Source organism: Aeromonas simiae, from assembly GCF_000820125.1.
Lineage (GTDB): Bacteria > Pseudomonadota > Gammaproteobacteria > Enterobacterales > Aeromonadaceae > Aeromonas > Aeromonas simiae.
Window position 1 is genome coordinate 23,101 of record NZ_CDBY01000049.1, and the last position, 14,312, is coordinate 37,412.

The following is a 14,312-nucleotide window of genomic DNA, read 5'->3' on the forward strand; positions in this document are numbered from 1 at the left end:
CATCAAGGAGGCCGGATGCGCTATTTTCTTCTGTGCTGTGTCACACTGCTGCTCGCCGCCTGCTCCAGTACGCCGGATCAGGCACCGCCTCCCACCAGCCGCAACCAGGCGTTTGACGGCTTCTACCAGCAGTGGCGCGGCGTACCCTATCGCATGGGCGGCAACTCGCGCGCCGGCCTCGACTGCTCGGCCTTCACTCAGCTCGCCTACCAGCAGGTGTTCGGCCTCTCTTTGCCGCGCACCACCACCTCCCAGGCCAACCTCGGTCAGCCCATCACCCGCAGCCAGCTGCGTCACGGCGATCTGGTCTTCTTCAAGACCGGCTGGAACCAGTACCACGTCGGGGTCTATACCGGAGCGGGCGAGTTTATCCACGCCTCCACCAGCAAGGGGGTGATCCGCTCGCGCCTCGACAACGTCTACTGGCGCAAGCATTACTGGCAGGCCCGCCGCATGGACCCCATCCTGCTGATGGTGCAACAGTCCGCCTACGGGTCATGAAACGCCCATTAAAGGGCGAAAAACAAGCAAACATACTCAAAAAACCGCCAAACGGGCTTTTACCATCAATCTTTTTCGTTCTCGGGGTTCACAAGCGCCAAGATTCTGGTAGTATGCGCCTCGCACTTGGGGAGGGGTTCCCGAGCGGCCAAAGGGATCAGACTGTAAATCTGACGGCTCTGCCTTCGAAGGTTCGAATCCTTCTCCCTCCACCATCTATCAAGTGCAACAATCAGGAAATACCCCGTGGAGGGGTTCCCGAGCGGCCAAAGGGATCAGACTGTAAATCTGACGGCTCTGCCTTCGAAGGTTCGAATCCTTCTCCCTCCACCATCTTCCTGAACACAATATGCAATGCCCCTGTGGAGGGGTTCCCGAGCGGCCAAAGGGATCAGACTGTAAATCTGACGGCTCTGCCTTCGAAGGTTCGAATCCTTCTCCCTCCACCACTCTTCAGAGACCCCGGCCTTGCCGGGGTTTCGCTTTTCTGTCTCCTCACATTTCCATCAACTCCATTTGACCCTGCCAGGGCCGGGTGCTAGCGTGCAGACCAAATCCCTGACAGGTCACGCCATGGACAGCACCCAGACCATCGTCATCGCCGATGACCACCCCCTCTTTCGCGGCGCCCTCTATCAGGCCGTACAGATGGCCATGAGCGACGCTCGCCTGCTCGAAGCCGACTCCATCGACTCGCTGCTCGCCCTGCTCGGCGGAGAGGATGAGGTGGACTTGCTGCTGCTCGATCTCAAGATGCCCGGCGCCAACGGTCTGGAGGGGTTGGCCCACCTGCGCGGCCAATATCCCGATCTGCCGGTGGTGGTGGTCTCCGCCACCGAGGACCCGACCATCATCAGCCAGGTGATGAAGATGGGCGCCGTCGGCTTCATCCCCAAATCCTCCCCCATGAAGCGGCTCATCGAGGCGCTTGGCTGTGTATTGCAGGGGGATACCTGGCTGCCGGAGGGGATTGAACTCGACAGTGCCCCCGGCAAAGAGTCGCTGGCCCAGCGCCTCTCCAGCCTGACGCCACAACAGTACAAGGTGCTCTTGATGCTGCGCGATGGCAGCCTCAACAAGCAGATCGCCTGGGAGCTCAATGTCTCCGAGGCCACCATCAAGGCCCACATCACCGCCATCTTCCGCAAGCTGGGGGTCAAGAACCGCACCCAGGCGGTGATCGCCCTGCAACAGCTCGACCTGCCCCAGGATTAGATCGACAAACAGCACGAGCGTGCTATCCTCGCCCCCTTGTGACGAGGAGTTGAACCCATGGGCAAGGGGCGCGCCACCCGCGAGAACATACTGGCCAGTGCCTTCGAGCAGGCCAGCCGTTTTGGTCTCGAGAGCCTCACCATCGGTGAGCTGGCCAAGCAGTGCGGCCTCTCCAAGAGCGGGCTGTTTGCCCACTTCCGCTCGCGCGAGAACCTGCAACTGGCGGTGCTTGAGTACGCCGCCACCGTATTTCGCGAGCGGGTCATCGCACCGGTGCGCATGGCTCAGCCCGCGGGCTCGGCGCAGAAGCTGCACGCCCTGCTCGAGGCCTGGCTGGCCTGGAACGAAAGTTTCAGCGGTCGCTGCATGTTCCTCGATGCCTGGAGCGCGCCCCATGAAGGAGAGGTGCAACAGGCCGCGCGCGACTTCGTGCACCAATGGCTCGCTTACCTGCAACGCCAGATAGTTCTCGGCCAGCAGCAGGGCGATTGGGATAGCGCGCTCGACCCCTGGCAGGCGGTTTACCGCCTCTACAGCCTCTATCTGGGCGCTCAGGTATTTGATGCGCTGGCCCTGCCCGCCCCCTTCTGGCCTGAAGTGGAGCGGCTGATGGCGAGCTGGCATCCCTGATTTTTTAAAAAGCGACAAAAAAGCACGACCGTACTAAAGAGGTTCCATGAGCAGCAAGATCTACTTCAACACGGGGCGGCGTCTCTCACTGCGCCGCATGATGACCGGCATGGCCACCACCTTGCACCACCGCCTGGCCCCGCGCCATGCCAAACGCGTCGCCCGGGATCTGCTGCTGACCCCGCAGCGCGATCAGCGCGCCATCGCGGCGCCGGCAGGCCTAAGTGAGCAACCGCTCGCCACCCCGCAAGGCGAGATCATGACCTATCGCCTCGGCAGCGGCCCCGTGTGGCTGCTGGTGCACGGCTGGTCAGGCAGCGCCCGCCAGTTCTTTCCCCTGATGGAGCAGATTGCCGCCGCCGGCTTCACCGCCCTGGCCTACGACCACCCGGCTCATGGCCAGAGTGCCGGTCGTCACGGCCACCTGCCGCTGTTTCTGCACACCCTGGAGACCCTGCTCGAGCACGAGGCGCCCCCCGTCGCGGTCACCGCCCACAGCATGGGGGCCGCCGTGGTACTCTCGAGCCACCATCCGGCACTGGCCGGTGTGCCGCTGCTGCTGATCGCCCCTGTGCTCGACTATGTGCCCCAACTCTATGGCATGGTGGCGCGCTCCGGCTACTCCATGCCCCTGTTTAAGGCCGTGGTGCGCGACATCGAAGAGGAGTTCCAGCTCCCCTTGGCCAATCTGGACCCGCTGGGACAGTTGCTGGCACGGACCAGCCCCGCCACCATAGTCCACGACCGGGAGGATCGTTTCGCCCCCTATCTCGACTCAGCCCGGGCCGCCGAGCAGGGGGAGCATGTCTCTCTCATTACCACAGAGGGGCTCGGTCACGGCCGCATCCTGGCCAGTGCCCCGCTCTTCTCGGCCATCGGTCATCTGCGACAGACGCTGTGAAGCGCCCATGAAAAAGGCCTCCCTTGGGAGGCCTTTTTCTATCCGGTGACCATCACGCCAGGGTGATGCGCGCAAACTTGCGCTTGCCCACCTGATAGACGGCGGTGCCGGCACCGATCAGCGCCTTGCCATCGTCAAGCTTATCGCCGTCGATCTTGACCGCGCCCTGCTTGATCATGCGCAGCGCCTCGGAGGTGGTCTCGACCAGGCCGGCCTCCTTGAGCAGGTTGGCCACCGGCATGCCTTCCCCTTCCAGCGCCAGGGTCAGCTCCGGCATCTCGTCCGGGATGGCGTTCTTGGAGAAGCGCTGGGTGAAGTCTTCATGGGCCGCCTCGGCCGCCGCCGCATCGTGGTAACGGGCGATGATCTCTTTAGCCAGCCAGATCTTCACGTCGCGCGGGTTGAGGGTGCCCGCCTCAATGCCGGCCTTGAACCCTTCGATCTCGGGGAGCGGGCGGAACGAGAGCAGCTCGTAGTAGTTCCACATCAGGGTGTCGCTGATCGACATGATCTTGCCGAACATCTCGCTCGGGCTGTCGTGCACACCGATGTAGTTGTTGGCCGACTTGGACATCTTCTTGACCCCGTCCAGCCCCACCAGCAGCGGCATCATCAGCACGCACTGGGTCGCCATGCCGGCATCCTTTTGCAGCTCGCGCCCCATCAGCAGGTTGAACTTCTGGTCGGTGCCACCGAGCTCGACGTCGGCCTTCAGCGCCACCGAGTCATAGCCTTGCAGCAGCGGATAGAGGAACTCGTGGATGGCGATGGACTGGCCGCCGGCGTAGCGCTTCTTGAAGTCGTCGCGCTCAAGCATGCGCGCCACGGTCTGCTTGGCCGCCAGCTTGATCATGCCGGCCGCGCCCAACTCGCCCAGCCAGCTGGAGTTGTACTCGATGCGGGTCTTCTTGGGATCGAGGATCTTAAACGCCTGCTCGGCGTAGGTCATGGCGTTGTGCTTGATCGCCTCTTCGGAGAGCGGCGGACGGGTGGCGTTCTTGCCGGAAGGGTCACCCACCTGGGCAGTAAAGTCGCCGATCAGCAGGATCACCTCATGCCCCAGATCCTGGAAGGTCTTCAGCTTGTTGAGGATAACGGTGTGACCCAGGTGAATGTCCGGCGCCGTCGGATCCATCCCCAGCTTGATGCGCAGCGGGCGCCCTTCCTTCAACTTGGCAACCAGTTCCTCTTCGACCAGGATCTCTTCCGCTCCGCGCTTAATCTCGGCCAGCGCCATCTCGAGCTGGGACATGTTTCGTCTCTCCAATCACGTTTCCACAAGACCGCTCATCTTACTGGAATGGCAGGACAATTGGAAAGCCTGTAAAATCGCGGGATTGTGCTCGTTTGCCCCCTTTTTGCATGGTGATCTGGACCGCCTTCAACACCCTTCCCCATTGGCATCGCAAGATGGTGCTCATTCTGGGGATCCTGACAATGATGCTGGCCGCCTGGCCCAGCAAACACACCGAGGCCACGCGGGTTGCCGCCCTACCCGAAGCGCAGCTCACCCCTCCCCCCGCCCCGCGTGCCGAGCCGCAGGTCGAACGCCCACGCCTCAAGACCCGCAGCGTGCGGGTGCGCCGTGGCGACAACATGGGGGTCATCTTCCAGCGCCTCGGGCTCGACACCGCCGAGCTGCATGAAATCGACCAGCTGGCCGCCGCCGAGCCGCTGCGGCGCATCAAGCCCGGCGATGAGCTGACCTTCAAGCTCACCCCGGCAGGACGGCTGCACAGCCTCGACTACCCCCACTCCCTCGAGCAGACCCTGCGGGTCAACCGCACCGAGGAGGGATTCGACGCCCGTCACCTCAAGATCGATCTGGATACCCGCGATGCGGTGGCCCACGGCGAGATCCGCTCCAGCTTCTGGAATGCGGCGGTCGATGCCGGCATGGACGAGATCCAGATCATGGCGCTGGCGACCCTGTTTGGCTGGGATATCGACTTTGCTCAGGACTTGCAGCCCGGCGATCACTTCACCGTCATCTACGAAGAGAAGTTTCGCGATGACGAGAAGGTGGCCGCCGGCGACATACTGGCCGCCGAGTTCGTCAATCAGGGCGAGCGTTACCGCGCCGTGCTGGGGCCCGATGGCAACTACTACACCCCGGAGGGCAAGGCGATGCGCAAGAGCTTCCTGCGCGCACCGGTCAACTTCCGCTACATCAGCTCCAACTTCAATCCGCGCCGGCTGCATCCGGTCACTGGCAAGGTGCGCCCGCACAACGGCATCGACTATGTGGCGCCGGTCGGCACCCCCATCATGGCCTCAGGGTCGGGCACGGTCGTGGCCGCCGGCTACAACCCGTTCAACGGCAACTACGTCTTCATCCGCCATGACAGCACCTATGTGACCAAATACCTGCACCTCTCCAAGCGCACCGTGAACAAGGGGGAGCGGGTCAAGCAAGGGGAGACCATCGGCCTGCTCGGCGGCACCGGCCGCGTCACCGGGCCGCACCTGCACTACGAATTCCTGGTCGCCGGCGTACACAAGAACCCGCGCACCGTCACCCTACCCAAGGCCGATGCCCTGAGCGGTCGCGAGCTGGCGCGCTTTCGTGCCGGCAGTGCCCCCCTGCTGGCACGGCTGGAGCGGCCGGATGAGCCGCGCCTAGCCATGAATGGAGAACGCCCATGATCCCGCGTTACATCGGTCTGATGTCAGGCACCAGCATGGATGGCATCGATGCGGTGCTGCTCAAGGAGGGGAACGATGGCTGGGAGGTTGAATCCGCCCTCTGCCACCCCTGGGCAGAGCACGAAGTGGCCACCCTGCACGCCCTGTGCACCCCGGGTGACAACGAAATCGACCGGATGGGCGTGGCCGACAATCTGGTGGCCGAGTGCTTCGCCACCGCCACCCATGTCCTGCTGGAGCAGGCCGGCGTCGCCCCGACCATGGTGCGCGCCATCGGCTCCCACGGCCAGACCATCCGTCACCGCCCCGAGCTCGGGTTTACCCTGCAAATCGGCAACGGCAACCTGCTGGCGGCCCGCACCGGCATCGACGTGGTGGCCGACTTTCGCCGTATGGACATGGCGTTAGGGGGTCAGGGGGCGCCGCTGGTGCCGGCCTTCCACCAGGCCTGCTTTGGCAGCCCGAGCGAGCCCAGGGTGGTGCTCAACATCGGCGGCATCGCCAATATCTCGGTGCTGCCCGGCCCGGCCGAAGCGGTCTATGGCTTTGATACCGGCCCCGGCAACACCCTGCTCGACGGCTGGTACCGACGTCACTATGGCGGCACCTTCGATGCCAGTGGGGCGTGGGCGGCGCAAGGGAAGGTGCATGAGCCGCTGCTCTTGGATCTGCTGACTCACCCCTATTTCGCCCAACCCTACCCCAAGAGCACCGGGCGCGAGACCTTCACCGCCGAATGGCTCGATGAGCGCCTCGCCCACCACATCGGCGTGGTGCCCGCCGACGTGCAGCGCACCCTGCTGGAGCTGACCGCCCGCTCCATCGCAGACGCCCTGCCGGGCCAGCCCGGTGCGCTGTTCATCTGCGGTGGCGGTGCCCACAATCCACTGCTGCTGGCGCGCCTCGCCGCCCTGCTGCCCGGCTGGCGGGTCGCCGACACCAGTGCCCTTGGCATCCATCCCGACTGGGTCGAGGGCGCCGCCTTTGCCTGGCTGGCCCACCGCTTCCTGCTGCGCGAGCCGGGTAACCTGCCGGCGGTGACCGGAGCCCGCCGCCTCGCCGTGCTCGGCACCCTCTACCCCGCCCCCTGACACACGACAGCAGCATGGGGCGCTTCGGCGCCCCATGCACAACATGTTGACTATCTCATCGCATTCGCGACCCGGCATGCTGCCGCAACCATGACTCAGGTATGCCCAACGCCCCCCTATTCATGACGGCAAGCGTCCAAGAAATTCGTCCATCTCATTAAGCCATATAAATAAATGATTAATGACGTGGCCGTCACCGACATCATCTCGCAATGCTAAATAAGATAGGAGACAAATACCTGTTTCTAGGCAACACGGTGGATAATATGGCGCCATGCGCCTTGTCATTTTATTATTTCATTCAGACTAAAATAGCATCCAGGCGGCTATTACTTTGCCGCTGACTTTATAAAATAAGGAGTGCAATAAAAAGAGAGGGGGGTTATGGGGTAATATCATGCGCCATATGCCTATCAGGATTAATAATAACCCAAGATATCGCACGACGATGCTTATCAGCACAGGGATAAATATTCACTACGCGACTCAGCGTGAAATATAAAATAATTGGCTCGCTGTGATAGTTAAAACAGAGAAGATCACCCAATCGCGATATAAAGAGGATGGGGGTACGTTTGAGAATGGAATATCGGAACGTGTAGACAGAGAGACAATCCATGTTGGAAAGCTCAAGCGCCGAGTCTGAAGTAACGACTCACTTTAGGCTTGGCCTTCCAACACGTCATTGAAACTGAACCAGCAAAAAGCCTGGCTCTTTAGATACCGAGGGAGCTGAGCAGTGCGTCATGCTCACCACTCTCAACAGGCACTGCAGCGGCCCCCTGCTCGGCTCTCTGCTCCCGGGCCTGCGCAATCAGTTCGTCCGGGTCGACCTCTTCTAGCATGGCGCCATCGTGGATCTTAATAAACTCGGTACGATCCATCGCCAGTTCCATGTAGAAGATATTGTTCTTCTCGGTGAAGAAAGTCACACGACGCATCTCTGGATTATCGAGGTTGGTATCGATACTCAGAAAAATAGGCATATTCAGTGCCAGCATCTTAGGTTGACTCTGGGAAATATGAGTCTGTAAATCGCGGCCCACCTTTTTGCTGAAACGGCCGACGATCTGATTCATCAGCTCCCCCATCACATTCCCCACCTCATCAGAAGTGTAAGAGATGGCCAGCTCTTCCTGAGGAAAGCCCATGCTCTTCATATAATCCTGATAGAGTTCCATTGCCGCAGCGGCAGAGAAATTGATGACCACCAGCCCAGAGAATCCACCGTCAAACAGCACAAAGCTACCGATATCCGGTTTGAGACCCGCCTTTTTAATTCGCTGAACCATGCCAGAAAAACGAATATTATTATGTGCGGCAGACGTCAGTACTTTAGTCACTGAGTTACAAAGACTCAGCAGTACATCGTCTGTAGTCAAAATTCGGGTCGCGTCATCATGCTTATGATGCATTTCAAATGTCCTGGCGATAAAGGGCCTGACACCCTATACCATCGTCACGTAAAGGACAAAGCCTCAGGGACGAGCCACGACGGCTGACGACGCATTCATTCATTCATTAGCCAAAACAAAACAACATGTAACAAAATAAAAACTGGGTCGATGAGTTTATATCTATTTAGTAAACATAAGGCAGCGGTTGCAAACCGCTGCCTTGTTGCTGCGAGGTCGACACTCTCGTCGCCAAATGACCCTATGGGATATCTTGCAGCCGGATGACCACCCGTTTTAGTGGCCACCCGCCTTGCAACAACGCGGCGCTATTGCCGCGCCCTAGATACCGAGTGAATCGAGCAGATCATCATGCGCACTGCGCTCGCTCTTACTCGGCGCGAGCGTAGACACCACGACCCCGGCACTTTGTCCCTTGGCCTGAGCGATCAGTTCGTCCGGATCAACCTCTTCTTGTACATCGCTATCGTGGATCTTGATGAACTCGGTGCGATCCATCGCCAACTCCAGATAGAAGATGTTGTTGCGACCGGTGAAGAAGGTGACCCGCCGGGTCTCCGGATTGTCGAGGTTGGTGTCGACGCTCAGCATCACCTGCTTGTTGAGGGCCAGCATCTTGGGTTGGTTCTGGGTGATGTGGGTCTGCAACTCGCGCCCCACCTTGTTGGTGAAGCTGCCGACAATCTGGTTCATCAGCTCCCCCATCACGTTGCTCACCTCGTCCGAGGTGTGGGAGATGGCGAGATCCTCCTTCGACAACCCCATGCTCAGCATGTAGTCCTGATAGAGCTCCATGGCGGCGGCCGCGGAGAAGTTGATCACCACCAACCCGGAGAAACCGCCGTCGAACAGCACAAAACAACCGATATCGGGCTTAAGACAGGTCTTGCTGATGCGCTGCACCATGCCGGAAAAACGCACCTGGCTCTGGGTCGCGGCGCTCAGCACATCGGTCACCGAATGGCAGAGGCCGAGCAACACATCCTCTGTGGTCACGACCCTGATCTCTTCATCCTGACTATGAAACATCTTCTGACTTCCTGACTCTGTTGTTGTGGCCCTATCTATACCATAGTCCCGTGCGGGTAAACGCAGAGGGGATCACGCTGCCGCGCACCTCCCCCGTGGGTCACTGAGCCGGAATAAAGCCATCCACCCCGGCCAGCCGCTCGCGCCAGAGCGCCACCTGCGGCTCCAACTGCGCCTCGCTATAAGGCTGCGGCGGCTTGGCACCCCAGATAGGCCCAGGCCATGCCGCATCGCAGGCAAAACGGGCCACATGGTGCAGGTGCAGCTGGGGCACCAGGTTGCCAAGCGCCCCCACGTTGATCTTGTCCGGATGCAGGCTCGCCTCCATCACCGCCGCCACGGCGCAGGACTCGCGCATCAGTTGCTGTTGATCGGCCTCGCCGAGGTGGTGGATCTCGCGCAGCTGTGCAATACGCGGCACCAAAATAAGCCAGGGATATTGGCTGTCACGGGAAAGCAGTACCCGGCAGAGGGGAAGATCGCCCACCACCCGGGTATCGGCGGCAAGGCGAGGATGCAGTTCAAACATGCAGAACTCCGGTGGACACGACATCGTGCCCACCTTACTGCAAGCCGGGGCGAACTCAAAGCTGGTTGGCGGCCCAGCCGATGAAGCGGCGTTGCAGGGCCGGATCGGCGCTGCGGAACAAGCGTTGCAACTCCCCCTCAAGGGTGCCTGCCGGCAACGCCTCGCCCCCCGGCGCTGGTGTCCCCAGGCTCTCCACCAGGGCCACCTTGCCGCCGCTACGGTTGTACTCGGCCAGCTTGCTGCCCCAGTCTACGCCGATCTGCAATCCGTTGACCACCATGGCATCCTGCATCAGGGGTACCCCCTTGCCCAGAGCGTTTTGCAAAGTGAAGCCGGGCTGCCGGGCAAAGGCCTCTTTTTGCGCCGAGCCATGGGGCAAGGCCCCGAACGTGAGCGCCGTACCGGCCGCCTCGAAACGCAGCACCTGGGGTGAAGAGCGAAAATGGCGATCGCTCTCACCTGAAGAGCGGCTCTCCTCCACCCCGTCGTACTGCACCAGCAACTGGTTCATGCCATCGGGCAGCACCAGCTGCGGCCCCTCCTGATGGCCCTGGCCGGCACTGAGCAGCCGCACCTCATCGGGCAGGGTGAGACGAACCTCGGCCTGCACGCCAGTGGCACAGAGGGTGGCGAACAAGGCGGCGGTCAGCGGTGTGTTCATGGGTGACATCCTTCTGTCATGTTGACTGGCTGGCACCTTACCCGAGCCAGATGACAGAAAAATAACAGGGCCCGCAGGCCCTGTTGGAGAGAGGGGTTACCCCTTGTAGATCTTGGGGTTGAACACGTCGCGCAGCCAGTCCCCCAGCAGGTTGATGACCAGCACCAGCACCACCAGGCAGACGCCGGGGAAGGCGGTGATCCACCAGGAGCCGGAGAAGATGTAGTTAAAGCCCACGCTGATAAGCGACCCCAGCGAAGGCTGATCCACCGGCATGCCGAGCCCGAGGAAGGAGAGCGCCGCCTCGCTCATGATGGCGTTGGCCACCTGCACGGTGGAGATCACCAGGATCGGCGACAGGCAGTTGGGCAGGATGTGGCGGAACATGATGCGCGGGGCGCGAAAGCCCATCACCTTGGCCGCCTCCACATACTCCTTCTTCTTCTCGGCCAGCACCGAGGCGCGCACGGTGCGGGCGTACTGGGGCCACTCGGCCACCCCGATGATCACCACCAGCATCAAGATGGCGTACTTCGAGTAGAACTCAGAGCCAAACGCCGCCTGGAAGATGGCCGAGATGATGATGGCCACCATCATGGTGGAGAACGACAGCTGCACGTCGGCCACGCGCATCAGCAGGTTATCGAGCCGCCCGCCGAAGTAGCCGGCCAGCAGGCCCACCACCACCCCGATCGCCATCTGCAATCCCACGGCAAACAGGCCGATGGTCAGCGAGATGCGCGAGCCATAGAGGATGGTGCTCCAGATGTCGCGCCCCTGGTTGTCGGTGCCGAGCCAGAAGCGCTCCTCGCCGCCCTCCAGCCAGGAGGGGGGCAGCTCCGCATCCATCAGATCGAAGCTGGTCTGGTCATAAACGTTGTGCGGCGCCACCCAGGGAGCCAGCAGGGCCGCCACCACATAGATGAGAAACAGCGCAAAGCTGAACATCGCCACCTTGTCGCGCAGGAAGTAGTAGACGATGTCGGAATTCTTGAAGCGGGCCCAGCGGCCCGTCGTCACGGCGTGAGTCATGCTTACCCCTTGGCGGTCAGGTTGACGGTCGGGTTGATGAGACCATAGAGCAGATCCACCAGCGTGTTGGTCACCACAAAGATGAGCCCGACGAAGATGACGTAGGCGGTGATGAGCGGGGTATCGACCCGATGGATCGCCTCGAGAAACAGAAAACCGGTGCCCGGCCACTGGAACACGCTCTCGGTCAGTATGGTGTAAGCCACCATGGTGCCGATCTGCACGCCGCCCACGGTAATGACCGGCAGCATGGTGTTCTTCAGGGCGTGGCGATAGTAGACCACCCGGTCATCCAGCCCCTTGGCGCGGGCAAACTTCACGTACTCAGAGGAGAGCTGCTCGAGCATCTCGGAGCGCACCAGCCGAATGAACAGCGGCAACATGATCGAGGAGAGCGCCACGCTCGGCAGGATCAGGTGCTTGATGCCATCCCAGGTAAAGAAACCGGACTCCCAGCCCAGCAGATTGGCGGTCTCACCACGGCCATAGGCGGGCAGCCAGCCGAGCTGGATCGAGAAGAGGTACATCAACATGATGGCGGTGAGAAACACCGGGATCGAGATGCCGATGCTGCTGACCCCCATGATGATCTTGGTCAGCACGCTGCGCGGCCGGATGGCCGAGTAGACGCCGAGTGGGATCGAAACCAAGACGATGATGAGCGACGCACCGAACACCAGCTCCAGGGTCGCCACCAGCTTGTCGAGGATCACCTCGAGTGCCGGCCGCTTGAAGAAGTAGGAGGTGCCGAGATCGCCGTGAACGGCCCCCTTGAGGAAGCGGGCGTATTTGACCAAGAAGGGATCGTTGAGCCCCATCTGGTCGCGCAGGACCTGACGCTGCGCCTCGGAGACCGACTGGCCCACCATCTCGCGCAGGGGATCGCCTAGGTTGTCCTGAATGGCGAAGGCCACCAGGCTGATGACGAACATCACGATCACCGCCTGATAAAACCGTTTGAGTAGAAATGTGAACATGCTGATCCTTCTACGTGGCCTGCTTTATAGGAGTACAGGCTTCTGTATCAAGGCGGGGGCCCGCGCCCCCGCCGTGTCCTTGGTGCTAACTGAGCCGCCAGCGCTTACGGCTTGATGACCAGATCGCCGAAGTACGGGAAGTTCATCACGTTGACCACCGGCTTGATGTCGGCGCTCTTCTTGGCGCCATAGGCCAGGTCTTCCCAGTGCAGCGGCACAAACGGCGCGTCTTCGGCCAAGATGGCCTCGACCTTTTGCAGCAGGGCGGCCCGCTTGGCCGGATCGGTTTCGCTGTTGGCCTCATTGACCAGCTTGTCCGCCTCCGGGTTGGCATAGCCGGAGCAGTTGTACTGGCCCATGCCGGTCTTGGCGTCCTTGGTGTAGGTCAGGAACTCGTAGAAGTTGGCGCTGTCCTCGGTGTCGGCGTGCCAGCCAATCATCTGCATGTCGGCGGCGCACTTGTCATACTCCGGCCAGTACTGGGCCACCGGCATGGTCTTGAGATCCACCTTGATGTTGATCTTGGAGAGCATGGCGGAGACGGCCTGGGCAATCTTCACGTCGTTCACGTAACGGGCCGCCGGGGCGATGAAGGTCATCTTGAAGCCCTTCTCGTAACCGGCCTCCTTCATCAGCGCCTTGGCCTTGGCCAGATCGTAACGGGGGGTCAGCGCCTCGTTGTAACCGGCGTAGCCCTTCGGGCTCAGCTGGCCGGCTGGGGTGCCGAAGCCCTTGTTGATCTTCTGGACGATCCCCACCTGATTGACGGCGTAGTCGATGGCCTGGCGCACCCGCTTGTCCTTAAGGGCCGGGTTGGTGTTCTGGTTCAGCTCGATGATGATGGCGCGGGTACCGGAGAGGGTCACCAGCTGGGTGTTGGCCCCCTTCTTGACCCGATCCAGATCGTTCGGCGCCACCGGATAGATCACGTCCACGTCACCGCCAAGCAGGGCGGCCACACGGGTGGCGTCTTCCTTGATCGGCACCAGGGTCAGGTTATCCACGTTCCCCTTGGAGGCCTTGTCCCAGTAGTTGGGGTTGCGGGCATAGTCGAGCTTGACCCCCTGCTCGCGGAACTTGACGGTGAAAGGGCCGGTGCCGGAGACATTGGTCGAGGCAAACGAGGCGCCGTTCTTGATGATCTCGGCCTTGTCCTTGCCCTCGCTGGTCTTGCCGCTATAGAACTTGGCATCCATCGGGAAGATGTAGGTGGCGGTCTGCAACACCAGCGGATAGGGCTTGACCGTGATGATATCGACGGTGAAGTCATCGACCTTCTTGGCCGCGGCGATCGGGTCGAAGATCGCCTTGAAGTCCGGTGAGGCCTTCAGGCGGTTGACGGTCCACACCACGTCATCGGCGGTAAAGTCGTTGCCGGAGTGGAACTTGACCCCCTTGCGCAGGTGAAAGCGCACCGTCTTGTCGTCGATACGCTCATATTTTTCGGCCAGACGCGGCTCAAATTGCAGATCCTGGGTGTAACGGATCAGCGGATCGAACACCAGGTGGGACATCTCCAGGGTCTGGCCGGAGAGCTGCTCCTGCGGGTCCAGCGAGGTGGGATCGGAGGCCACGGCCACCTTGATATCGGCGGCAGAGACATTGAAGGCCAGACCGGCAGCCAGCAGCGCCTGTGCAATCTTGGACAATCCATTCTTCATCTTGTTCTCCATGCTTATCTCTTT

At 61.2% G+C, this 14,312-nt stretch carries 14 protein-coding genes and 3 tRNA genes; 9 read left to right on the top strand and 8 right to left on the bottom strand.

Annotated features, from left to right (window positions below):
• Positions 1 to 15: 15 nt before the first annotated feature.
• From BN1134_RS08585 to BN1134_RS08615, 7 genes are all read left to right on the top strand, one after another.
• Positions 16 to 501, top strand: a complete 486-nt coding sequence (locus BN1134_RS08585; RefSeq protein ID WP_042046606.1) for an NlpC/P60 family protein — start codon at positions 16 to 18, stop codon at positions 499 to 501.
• Between the two features lie 130 nt (positions 502 to 631).
• A tRNA-Tyr gene (locus BN1134_RS08590) sits at positions 632 to 716 on the top strand.
• A gap of 33 nt (positions 717 to 749) precedes the next feature.
• Positions 750 to 834: transfer RNA gene (locus BN1134_RS08595), tRNA-Tyr, on the top strand.
• 31 nt (positions 835 to 865) lie between these two features.
• Positions 866 to 950: transfer RNA gene (locus tag BN1134_RS08600), tRNA-Tyr, on the top strand.
• A 124-nt stretch (positions 951 to 1,074) separates the two neighbouring features.
• Positions 1,075 to 1,716 carry a response regulator transcription factor gene (locus BN1134_RS08605; RefSeq protein WP_042046607.1) on the top strand — a complete coding sequence of 214 codons (642 nt, stop codon included), beginning with the start codon at positions 1,075 to 1,077 and terminating at the stop codon, positions 1,714 to 1,716.
• A 57-nt stretch (positions 1,717 to 1,773) separates the two neighbouring features.
• Positions 1,774 to 2,346: a TetR/AcrR family transcriptional regulator gene (locus tag BN1134_RS08610; protein ID WP_042046609.1), complete on the top strand. Its 573-nt coding sequence runs from the start codon at positions 1,774 to 1,776 to the stop codon at positions 2,344 to 2,346.
• Between the two features lie 46 nt (positions 2,347 to 2,392).
• Positions 2,393 to 3,247 carry an alpha/beta hydrolase gene (locus BN1134_RS08615; RefSeq protein WP_042046610.1) on the top strand — a complete coding sequence of 285 codons (855 nt, stop codon included), beginning with the start codon at positions 2,393 to 2,395 and terminating at the stop codon, positions 3,245 to 3,247.
• A gap of 52 nt (positions 3,248 to 3,299) precedes the next feature.
• Here BN1134_RS08615 and tyrS read toward each other — a convergent pair whose 3' ends face one another.
• Positions 3,300 to 4,499 (bottom strand): tyrosine--tRNA ligase, encoded by a 1,200-nt coding sequence (gene tyrS, locus BN1134_RS08620; protein WP_042046612.1) that lies wholly within the window; start codon positions 4,497 to 4,499, stop codon positions 3,300 to 3,302.
• Between the two features lie 110 nt (positions 4,500 to 4,609).
• On the opposite strand from tyrS, the gene BN1134_RS08625 reads away from it, so the two are divergent.
• Positions 4,610 to 5,893: a peptidoglycan DD-metalloendopeptidase family protein gene (locus BN1134_RS08625; protein ID WP_042046613.1), complete on the top strand. Its 1,284-nt coding sequence runs from the start codon at positions 4,610 to 4,612 to the stop codon at positions 5,891 to 5,893.
• Entirely contained in the window at positions 5,890 to 6,984 is a 1,095-nt protein-coding gene (locus tag BN1134_RS08630) for an anhydro-N-acetylmuramic acid kinase (RefSeq protein WP_042046615.1), read from the top strand. The genes BN1134_RS08625 and BN1134_RS08630 overlap by 4 nt, the downstream gene beginning before the upstream one ends.
• Before the next feature lie 716 nt (positions 6,985 to 7,700).
• Here the strand turns inward: BN1134_RS08630 and BN1134_RS08635 are convergent.
• The 7 genes from BN1134_RS08635 to BN1134_RS08665 all read right to left on the bottom strand — a co-directional run bounded on the left by BN1134_RS08635 (position 7,701) and on the right by BN1134_RS08665 (position 14,288).
• Positions 7,701 to 8,399: a DUF3334 family protein gene (locus BN1134_RS08635; RefSeq protein WP_042046618.1), complete on the bottom strand. Its 699-nt coding sequence runs from the start codon at positions 8,397 to 8,399 to the stop codon at positions 7,701 to 7,703.
• Between the two features lie 321 nt (positions 8,400 to 8,720).
• The gene (locus BN1134_RS08640; RefSeq protein ID WP_042046619.1) at positions 8,721 to 9,428 is read right to left on the bottom strand and encodes a DUF3334 family protein; all 708 of its coding nucleotides are present in this window, start codon (positions 9,426 to 9,428) and stop codon (positions 8,721 to 8,723) included.
• Between the two features lie 100 nt (positions 9,429 to 9,528).
• Positions 9,529 to 9,957: an HIT domain-containing protein gene (locus tag BN1134_RS08645; RefSeq protein ID WP_042046621.1), complete on the bottom strand. Its 429-nt coding sequence runs from the start codon at positions 9,955 to 9,957 to the stop codon at positions 9,529 to 9,531.
• A 55-nt stretch (positions 9,958 to 10,012) separates the two neighbouring features.
• On the bottom strand, positions 10,013 to 10,618 hold the full coding sequence (locus tag BN1134_RS08650; RefSeq protein WP_042046622.1) for a DUF2057 family protein: 606 nt from the start codon (positions 10,616 to 10,618) through the stop codon (positions 10,013 to 10,015).
• Positions 10,619 to 10,714: 96 nt separating this feature from the next.
• A complete protein-coding gene (locus tag BN1134_RS08655) occupies positions 10,715 to 11,650 on the bottom strand; it encodes an ABC transporter permease (RefSeq protein WP_042046623.1) in 936 nt (311 codons plus the stop codon).
• Between the two features lie 2 nt (positions 11,651 to 11,652).
• Positions 11,653 to 12,627, bottom strand: coding sequence for an ABC transporter permease (locus BN1134_RS08660; RefSeq protein ID WP_042046625.1), 975 nt, complete (start codon positions 12,625 to 12,627; stop codon positions 11,653 to 11,655).
• A gap of 104 nt (positions 12,628 to 12,731) precedes the next feature.
• Positions 12,732 to 14,288, bottom strand: coding sequence for an ABC transporter substrate-binding protein (locus tag BN1134_RS08665; RefSeq protein WP_042046731.1), 1,557 nt, complete (start codon positions 14,286 to 14,288; stop codon positions 12,732 to 12,734).
• Positions 14,289 to 14,312: the final 24 nt, after the last annotated feature.

Bases quoted from the DNA above. Each gene is read 5' to 3' on its own strand.
- tyrS (WP_042046612.1), bottom strand. From the start codon at position 4,499: ATGTCCCAGCTCGAGATGGCGCTGGCCGAGATTAAGCGCGGAGCGGAA.
- BN1134_RS08660 (WP_042046625.1), bottom strand. From the start codon at position 12,627: ATGTTCACATTTCTACTCAAACGGTTTTATCAGGCGGTGATCGTGATG.
- BN1134_RS08585 (WP_042046606.1), top strand. From the start codon at position 16: ATGCGCTATTTTCTTCTGTGCTGTGTCACACTGCTGCTCGCCGCCTGC.
- BN1134_RS08605 (WP_042046607.1), top strand. From the start codon at position 1,075: ATGGACAGCACCCAGACCATCGTCATCGCCGATGACCACCCCCTCTTT.
- BN1134_RS08610 (WP_042046609.1), top strand. From the start codon at position 1,774: ATGGGCAAGGGGCGCGCCACCCGCGAGAACATACTGGCCAGTGCCTTC.
- BN1134_RS08625 (WP_042046613.1), top strand. From the start codon at position 4,610: ATGGTGATCTGGACCGCCTTCAACACCCTTCCCCATTGGCATCGCAAG.
- BN1134_RS08665 (WP_042046731.1), bottom strand. From the start codon at position 14,288: ATGAAGAATGGATTGTCCAAGATTGCACAGGCGCTGCTGGCTGCCGGT.
- BN1134_RS08645 (WP_042046621.1), bottom strand. From the start codon at position 9,957: ATGTTTGAACTGCATCCTCGCCTTGCCGCCGATACCCGGGTGGTGGGC.
- BN1134_RS08655 (WP_042046623.1), bottom strand. From the start codon at position 11,650: ATGACTCACGCCGTGACGACGGGCCGCTGGGCCCGCTTCAAGAATTCC.
- BN1134_RS08615 (WP_042046610.1), top strand. From the start codon at position 2,393: ATGAGCAGCAAGATCTACTTCAACACGGGGCGGCGTCTCTCACTGCGC.
- BN1134_RS08630 (WP_042046615.1), top strand. From the start codon at position 5,890: ATGATCCCGCGTTACATCGGTCTGATGTCAGGCACCAGCATGGATGGC.
- BN1134_RS08635 (WP_042046618.1), bottom strand. From the start codon at position 8,399: ATGCATCATAAGCATGATGACGCGACCCGAATTTTGACTACAGACGAT.
- BN1134_RS08650 (WP_042046622.1), bottom strand. From the start codon at position 10,618: ATGAACACACCGCTGACCGCCGCCTTGTTCGCCACCCTCTGTGCCACT.
- BN1134_RS08640 (WP_042046619.1), bottom strand. From the start codon at position 9,428: ATGTTTCATAGTCAGGATGAAGAGATCAGGGTCGTGACCACAGAGGAT.